The following is a 7,748-nucleotide window of genomic DNA, read 5'->3' on the forward strand; positions in this document are numbered from 1 at the left end:
CGTGGTCGAAACGGCCAAGCCGTCGGCGACGCTCGACCACAGGTATGCGCGATTGGTTCGGTATCGGAGCCCAACTGACTCTCGGGAGTCTCCGCCGGCGGGTTCGTGTCGCTCGCCGGCGCCTCGAAGAGACGTCGACGCTCATCCACGTCTCGATACTCCTCTTCGTTCCCGCCCTCATCGCGCTGATGACGCATCTCTCGAACCGCTCGAGTTACGTCTCCTTCTTCGTTCTGCCACCGCTGGCGGCGGGCACCTACGCGCTGTTTGCCAACCCCGAAAGCGAGTACGCCTCGCCGGTCCGGTTCGTCGCCGGCCTCTCGGTGGGTGCAATCTGTTCGTGGGTCGCCATGGAGGTCGCCATCCGGTTCGTCTACCCCGAGTTGCCACCGAGTGCCATCGAAGTCGACGCCGCAGGCGCCGCATTCGCGGTGTTTCTCGCGGGGCTCGTCACGTGGGTGCTCGACATCGAGGAGGCCGCAGCGTTCTCGATGGCGCTTCTCGGACTGCTTGTCGACCCCGCGCGCCGGCTGTCGTTCGTCGTGAGCGTCTTCGTCTCCTCGGGCATCGTCGCCGTCGGCTTCGCCGTCTGGCGGGACCTGTTCTACGAGCAACGGGCGCGCTATCTGTACGAATCCATCGAGGGCGACGACCACGTCCTCGTCCCGATTCGGGGTGAGTTCGCCGAGGCGACGGCCATGCTGGGCGCGCGTCTCGCCGCCGACCACGACGCCGGGAAGGTCGTCCTGTTGGACATCGTCGAAGAGGAGCTTGAAATCGCACAGGACGGCGGCCGAAACCGAACGGTCGTCGCCGATGGGGGAGATAGCCGGTCGTCGAGGAACACCTCAGCGAGTTCCGACCCCGACGGAACCGACGACGAGATGGACCCGACGACGGCGGCGGCGGTGTCCGAACTCGAGTCGCTGGCGTCACGAATCGAGACGAACCTCGGGGTGCCCTGTCAAATCGTCGTCGCGGCAGCGGGCCCCTCTCGGGCCGAAACCGTCCGACAGGTCGCCAGCGAAGCCAACTGCGACCTCATCGTCGCCCCGTATGAAACCGACGGGGACGAGGTGACGCCGTTCATCAAGCGCCTCCTCGAAGCGAACCGAGACGTGTTGATACACCGCTCCTGTGACGGCAGACAGCGCTGGCGACGCATCATGGTCCCGGTCCGGCAGGCGGGAGACACCGCCCACAACATGATAGATTTCGCACTCAGGCTGGCGGGTCCGATAGGGCACGTCAGCATCGCTCACTGCATCGACTCCGAAAAGCGGCGCCGGAACGCCACCCAGATGCTCGCCAACCTCGCGGAAACCATCGACGGAACCGTCGAGACTCGCGTCCCGAACGCCTCGATTCACGACTTCCTCCTGCGCTCGGCACCGGAAAACGACCTCATCGTCATCGGCTCCAGCGGCGACCGAAGCGTCGCTTCCCGACTCGTGTCACCGCCGACGTTCAAACAGATAGACGACCTCGAAACCGACATCGCCATCGTCGACCGCCACTGACCCCGGCGATGGACACTCGACGCAACTGCTCGGTTCCCATCCCGTGAGAAGTACCCTCTCGATTGTTCACCCAGCGGCGCCCACAGTCGAACGAAATGGTGTTCAAGAAAGTCAGGCTCATCGGACGGAGCAACGAGAGTTTCGAAGGTGCGGTCGACGACGCCGTCTCCCGCGCCGAGGAGACGCTGGAGAACCTCATGTGGGTGTCCGTCGAGAACCAAGCCGTCGAGTTAGACCAGGCCGAACGGGAGTACCAGGCGGAAGTCGAAGTCGCGTTCGAACTGGCGGAGGGCATCGGCGAGTAGTCGAGCGGCTTCGGCGCCGGCGCTACTCTTCGCTCAACGACAACGACCCCCGACCTTTTTCCGCGTCGGGTGCGCTCGCTTCGCTCGCCCACCACTCCTCGAAAAACGTCGATGAAAAAGACCGGACGCTCACTCCGTTCACGTCCGGAGAACGGCGCTCTCTTCGCTCGCGCCGACGCTACTCCTCCAACGACAACGACGCCAGCAGCGCCTCGAGCTGTACTTGCTCGTTTGCGCCGGCTGTGATGCGGTAGTCGGCCTCGCCGACCCGCTCCATCAGCCGAACCGCCTGCCGCTCCTCGAGGTCGAACTCCCACACCGAGCGGTGCATCTGGTCGATGATGTCGCCGCCGGCGATGCCGGCCTCCGTCAGAAGCGAATCGAGGTCCGCTCGGGCGGCCGTGAAATCGCCGTCGAGTGCCTTCGTCACCATCGCGCGAATCTCCTCGGGACGGGCCGTCGAGGTGATGGCGTAGACGGCCTCCTCGTCGACGGTTTCGCCCATCACGGCGGCTGCCTGCAGGCCGTTGATTGCCTTCCGCATGTCGCCGTCGGCCGAGTACACCAGCGCGTCGACGCCGTCATCAGTCAACTCGATGCCCTCGGCGTCGGCGATGATTCGGATTTGCTCCTCGACGGCCTCGTCGCCGAGCGGCGAGAACCTGAAGACGGCACACCGCGACTGGATGGGGTCGATGATTTGGCTGGAGTAGTTACACGAGAGAATGAAGCGCGTGTTGTCGGAGAACTGCTCCATCGTCCGGCGGAGCGCTGACTGGGCGTCGCTGGTGAGGGCGTCGGCCTCGTCTAGGAAGATGATTCGGTGGTCGTAGCCGCCGAAGGAGGCCCGCGCGAAGGATTTGATTCGGTCCCGAACCACGTCGATACCCCGCTGGTCGGAGGCGTTCAACTCGAGGAAGTTCTCCCGCCAGTCGTCGCCGTAGATTTCCTTGGCGATGGCGACGGCCGAGGTGGTTTTACCCGTTCCGGCAGGACCTGCAAATAAAAGATGCGGTAATTCTTGCTGGTTAATGTACTGCTTCAACCGTTGTGTGATGCCCTCGTGACCGACGACCTCCTCCAGCGTCTGGGGGCGGTACTTCTCGATCCAGATCTCCCGCCCGCGGTCCTCGGCGGCAGCCTCGCTCATGTCCGATGGGAGACTCCGGCCGAGTATAAACCCCCCGAGACAGGCGGAAAGCGTTTAGGTGAACCCGCTGATTGGTCGGCCATGCGCCGCTCGTTTATCCTCCTGTGCGCGCTCGTCCTCGCGGTTGCCCTGCTCCCCGGAATCGCCGCAGCCGACACCCGCGTCGGCGGGTCGGTCGTCGTCGACGGCAACCAGACCGGCGACGTGTCGGCGGCCGGTGGGACGGTCGTCGTCACCGGCACCGTCGACGGTGACCTCCGTGTCTACGGCGGCGACGTTCGTATCGCCGAGGGTGCCGAAGTGACGGGTATCGTCCGCGTCTACGGCGGCGACGTGTACCTCAACGGCACCGTCGGCGGCAACGCCCTCGCCTACGCCGGCAGCGCCACGTTAGGCGAGACGGGGAGCGTCGACCGCTCGTTCGGTGCCGTCGCCGGCGACGTGACCATCGCGGGCACCGTCGGCGGCGACGCCAACGTCTTCGCGGGGCGAACCACACTCGCCGAAACTGCCGTCGTCGAGGGCGGCCTGACGTACGGGGGCGAACTCGTCGACGAGGGCGGAACAGTCGAGGGAATCACACAAGGGACGAGCGACCTCGCCCTCGTGCCGCCGCTGGACCCGCTGTTTTCGATTTTCGGCGTGTTCATGTTCGTCGGCGATTTGCTGTTGGGGGTGCTTCTCGTGTACGCCGCACCGAAGTTCGCCGACGCCGCCGCACGGACCGTGTGGAGCGAACCGTTCCGGACGGCGGGAACGGGACTGCTGGCAGTCGTAGGGACCGCACTCGCCGTCGTCGTACTTGCGGTGACGCTGGTCGGCCTGCCGCTGGCCGTCGCGTTGCTCGCGTTGGCGCTCGTCTGTGCGTGGGTGGCCGTCGTCTACGGACAGTACGCCGTCGGCGCGTGGGCACTGTCCTACACCGACTACGACAACCGCTATCTCGCCGTCGTAATCGGCGTCGTCGCAGTTACCGTCCTCGGACTGCTGCCGTACGTCGGCGCGCTGCTCCAAGCGGTCGTCTTCCTGCTCGGGACGGGCGTCGTGGCTCTCGGCGCGCGCCGAATCTACGAACTCGTCTCGCGGAACCGCGGCGGCCTCGCGGAGATATAACGGCACGCTGAAACCGCCTCGGCGCGTCCGTTGCCCCATGCGCGTGACCTGTGAGGTCGTCGGCGGAGAGAGCCACGACCTCGACCTGCCGGCCGATGCCACCTACGGCGACGTGCTGGAATCGGTCGGCCTCTCGACGCACGAGGCGTCGGTGCTGGTCGACGGCAATCCGGTGCCCGAGGACCGGACGGTCGATTCCGACCACGTTCGCGTCCTGCGGCTCATCAAGGGCGGATGAGAGTCGAGGAAGCGACCTCGGGGGAAGAGACCGCGGCCCGAGCCATCTGTAACGCCGCGATGCTGGAACTCGAAGAGGAGGTACTACAAGAGGGAACGGTGCTCGTCGCCCGCGAAGACAGCCGCGTACTCGGCGCGCTCGTCCTCGATGGAAACGAAATCGACGCGGTCGCGGTCCGTCCCGGCCGCCGCGGCAGCGGTATCGGGTCGGCGCTCGTCGAGGCGGCGGCCGACCGGCGGCCGGAACTGGCCGCCGAATTCGACCCCGGCGTTCGCCCGTTCTACGAGTCGCTTGGTTTCGAGGTCGACTGCGACGGCGAGCGGTGTCGCGGGTATCTCAGATGAGCGGTTCGACCAGTTCCGCGCCCGATTCGAGCAGTTCCTCGACGCGCTCTCTGTCGCCGGCCTCGGCGTAGACCCGGAGTTTCGGCTCTGTCCCGCTGGGGCGGACGAGCAGCCACGACCCGTCTTCGAGCACGAGTTTGAAGCCATCGGCGGTGCCGACCGACTCGACGGCCGTCCCTGCCACGCTGTCGGGAATCGACCCGTCCAACTCGTCGAGGACGGCGGTCTTCCGCTCGTCGGGGCAGTCGACGCTGATGCGGTCCTGAACGATGTCGCCGTGTTCGGCGCGGAGACGGTCGAGGCGGTCGTCGAGTGGCTCCTCAGCGTGGGCGGCTGCCACGAGCAGTGCGACGAGGACGCCGTCCTTGTTGCGGAGGTGGCCACGGACGCCGAAGCCGCCCGACTCCTCGCCGCCGACGAGCGCGTCGAACTCGCCCATCGCCTCGGCGACCCACTTGAACCCGACCGGCGTCTCCCGGACCGACTGGCCGTGGGCCTCGGCGACCCGGTCGACGAGGAACGTCGTCGAGACCGTTCGGACGGCGTCGCCGTCGTCGGTTTCAAGAAGGTAATCGTACAGCGCGACGAACAGCCAGTTGGGGTCGACGTAGCCGCGGTCGGGCGTGACGACGCCGATACGGTCGGAGTCGCCGTCGTTGGCGACCCCGAGGTCGGCCTCGCCGTCGGTGACCCGGGTTTCGAGGTTACGGAGGCGGGCCGCGGAGGGTTCCGGCGGCGACCCGCCGAAGGTGGGGTCGGCGTCGTTTCGGAGTCGAAGCACCTCCGCGCCGGCACGTTCGAGCAGTTCGTCGGTGACGCCTCGGCCGCTGCCGTGCATAGCGTCGTGGGCGACGGTGACCCCCGAGCAGTCGGCCGAGCGGCCGTCGCTCCCCGCGAACGCCAGCGCGTGGTCGAGATACGGTTCGATGAAGTCGGATTCTTCGATGTGGCCCCACTCGGATTCGGGGAGCGAGTCGGGCGCACGGAGGTTGTCTGCCAGCCAGTCGGTCACCCCCGGTAGGGCCGGCGCGCCGTCCTCGGGAACGAACTTGATGCCGTTGTACTCGGGCGGATTGTGGCTGGCGGTGACCTGCAGGGCGCCGTCCAACTGGCGGTCGAGGACCGTCCAGGCGACGACCGGCGTCGGCGTGTCGCGGTCGGGGATGTGGGCGTCGACGCCGTTGACACAGAGGACGCGACACAACTCCTCGGCGGCGTCCCGAGAGCCTTCTCGTGGGTCGTAACCGACGGCGACGGCGGGGTCGGCCGACCCCTCTCGTACGTAGTCGGCGACGGCCTGTCCGACGGCGCGGATGCGAGGCGTCGTGAACTCCTCGACGGTCGTCCGCCAGCCGTCGGTTCCGAACTCGATGTCCATGTCCTCGCGTCGACGCCCCAACGCAAAAACCCCGGCGTCGGCGGGACGGAGAGGGAGCGACCGCGGCGTCGAGAGAGGAGGGCTTTTGCCGGGGCGGGTCTGAACGAGGAGTATGGACGCGCCGCTGTGGACCGACGAACACGCGCCCACCGTCGACGAGTTACCGCAGGCCGAGGTGCGGGACCACCTCGAACGCGTGACCGAGGAGCCGATGAACCTCGTCGTCAACGGTCCACGTGGCGCCGGCAAGACCGCCGCCGTTCGCGCACTCGCCGAGGAGACCCACGAAGACCCGGACAACGACTTCGTCGAAATCAACGTCGCGGACTTCTTCGGCCGGACGAAGAAGGAAATCAAGAACGACCCCCGGTTCGGACACTTCCTCGACGGCCGCTCGCGGCTGTCGAAACGTGACATGATAAGCCGCGTTCTGAAAGAACAGGCCGCCTACCAGCCGGTTTCGGGCGATTTTCGAACCATTCTTCTGGACAACGCCGAGGCGATACGCGAGGACTTCCAGCAGTCGCTGCGGCGGATAATGGAACAGCACTACGAGGCGACGCAGTTCGTCATCGCCACCCGCCAACCGTCGAAACTCATCCCGCCCATCGAGTCGCGGTGCTTCCCGATACCGATGCGGGCGCCGACCCACGACGAGACGGTCGAGGTGCTGGAGCGCATCGTCGACCGCGAGGGTGTCGACTACGACGCCGACGGCATCGAGTACGTCGCCGGCTACGGCGACGGCGACCTCCGGAAGGCCATCCTCGGCGCTCAGACGACCTACGAGGCGGAAGACGAGGTGACGATGCAGGCCGCCTACGACGCGCTGGGCGACGTGGGCATGCGCGAGGAGTTGACTGACATCCTCGCCGACGCCGATGCTGGAGAGTTCGATGACGCCCGAAAGGGGCTGGACGAACTGCTGTACGACGAGGGCTTCGACGGCGAGGAGGTCCTCAGGGAGTTCCTCGCCGCCGCCCGAAGTCGCTACGAGGGCCGACAGTTGGCCCGCGTTCACGAACTCGCGGGCGAAGTCGACCTCGAAATGTCCGAGGGGAACTCCGATAGGGTCCACCTCGGGCGATTGCTCGCCGAGTTGGGCCGGTAGCGATGTGCAATTTCGCTCCCGTCGCACCCGACGCGTCGGTGTACGGCGTCTGTCGACCGGGCCACCTCGGTGGCGGACTCGAGGAGTGGATGACAGCGGTCGCCGATGCTGGCGTCGACCGCGTGCTCTGCCTGCTCTCCTCGACGGAGGCGACGCGGTGGGGCCTGCCGGAAGCTTACGCCGACCGCTTCGAGACGGCCCACGTCCCGATTCGCGACCGCCAATTGCCCGAGAACGCGACGCTCCGGACGGCACTGAGGGCGCTTCGAGACGCCGAAGCGGCCGGCGAGTCGGTCGCACTCCACTGCAACGCCGGGCTCGGACGCACCGGCGTCGTCGCCGCGGCGTGGCTGACCCCGAGAGCGTGGCTACGACCCCCCAGGCGGCGGTCGAAACCGTCGCCGAGGCCGGTCGCGCGCCGCGGGAAGCGGTTCGCTGTGGCAACGCAACCGAGGCAGAACTGCTCGAATTGCTCACCCCCGTAAGCGCTCACACCCCAAGCGAACGGTTTTTTGGGCGAACCAACCCCGACGCTACTGCATGACAGACGACGACGCCCACGAGGGAGCGACGCCCCCCGAGGACGGAC

9 protein-coding genes are annotated in these 7,748 nt (G+C 66.9%); 7 read left to right on the plus strand and 2 right to left on the minus strand.

The window, feature by feature from the left end:
• Window positions 1-44 precede the first annotated feature (44 nt).
• Both GJ631_RS15295 and GJ631_RS15300 read left to right on the plus strand, forming a co-directional pair.
• Window positions 45-1,520, plus strand: a complete 1,476-nt coding sequence (locus GJ631_RS15295; RefSeq protein WP_156709983.1) for an HPP family protein — start codon at window positions 45-47, stop codon at window positions 1,518-1,520.
• A 95-nt stretch (window positions 1,521-1,615) separates the two neighbouring features.
• Window positions 1,616-1,825 carry a dodecin gene (locus tag GJ631_RS15300; protein ID WP_156709984.1) on the plus strand — a complete coding sequence of 70 codons (210 nt, stop codon included), beginning with the start codon at window positions 1,616-1,618 and terminating at the stop codon, window positions 1,823-1,825.
• A 178-nt stretch (window positions 1,826-2,003) separates the two neighbouring features.
• Here GJ631_RS15300 and GJ631_RS15305 read toward each other — a convergent pair whose 3' ends face one another.
• Window positions 2,004-2,975 (minus strand): replication factor C small subunit, encoded by a 972-nt coding sequence (locus tag GJ631_RS15305; RefSeq protein WP_156709985.1) that lies wholly within the window; start codon window positions 2,973-2,975, stop codon window positions 2,004-2,006.
• A gap of 81 nt (window positions 2,976-3,056) precedes the next feature.
• Here GJ631_RS15305 and GJ631_RS15310 point away from each other — a divergent pair, with 81 nt between their 5' ends.
• Genes GJ631_RS15310 through GJ631_RS15320 form a run of 3 tightly spaced genes read left to right on the plus strand, consistent with a single transcriptional unit; the run spans window position 3,057 to window position 4,670 of the window.
• Window positions 3,057-4,088, plus strand: coding sequence for a polymer-forming cytoskeletal protein (locus GJ631_RS15310; protein WP_156709986.1), 1,032 nt, complete (start codon window positions 3,057-3,059; stop codon window positions 4,086-4,088).
• A 37-nt stretch (window positions 4,089-4,125) separates the two neighbouring features.
• Window positions 4,126-4,326, plus strand: coding sequence for a ubiquitin-like small modifier protein 2 (locus tag GJ631_RS15315; RefSeq protein WP_156709987.1), 201 nt, complete (start codon window positions 4,126-4,128; stop codon window positions 4,324-4,326).
• Window positions 4,323-4,670 (plus strand): GNAT family N-acetyltransferase, encoded by a 348-nt coding sequence (locus GJ631_RS15320; RefSeq protein ID WP_156709988.1) that lies wholly within the window; start codon window positions 4,323-4,325, stop codon window positions 4,668-4,670. Before GJ631_RS15315 ends, GJ631_RS15320 begins: the two co-directional genes overlap by 4 nt.
• Here the strand turns inward: GJ631_RS15320 and GJ631_RS15325 are convergent.
• Entirely contained in the window at window positions 4,663-6,048 is a 1,386-nt protein-coding gene (locus GJ631_RS15325) for a phosphoglucomutase/phosphomannomutase family protein (protein ID WP_156709989.1), read from the minus strand. The genes GJ631_RS15320 and GJ631_RS15325 overlap by 8 nt on opposite strands.
• Before the next feature lie 112 nt (window positions 6,049-6,160).
• Between GJ631_RS15325 and GJ631_RS15330 the strand changes: the two genes are divergently transcribed.
• Together GJ631_RS15330 and GJ631_RS15335 are read left to right on the plus strand one after the other, a co-directional pair.
• Complete coding sequence (locus tag GJ631_RS15330; RefSeq protein WP_156709990.1) at window positions 6,161-7,159, plus strand: AAA family ATPase; 999 nt, start codon at window positions 6,161-6,163, stop codon at window positions 7,157-7,159.
• Between the two features lie 2 nt (window positions 7,160-7,161).
• Complete coding sequence (locus GJ631_RS15335; RefSeq protein ID WP_197425115.1) at window positions 7,162-7,644, plus strand: tyrosine-protein phosphatase; 483 nt, start codon at window positions 7,162-7,164, stop codon at window positions 7,642-7,644.
• Window positions 7,645-7,748: the final 104 nt, after the last annotated feature.

The organism is Natronomonas sp. CBA1123 (assembly GCF_009741925.1).
Lineage (GTDB): Archaea > Halobacteriota > Halobacteria > Halobacteriales > Haloarculaceae > Natronomonas.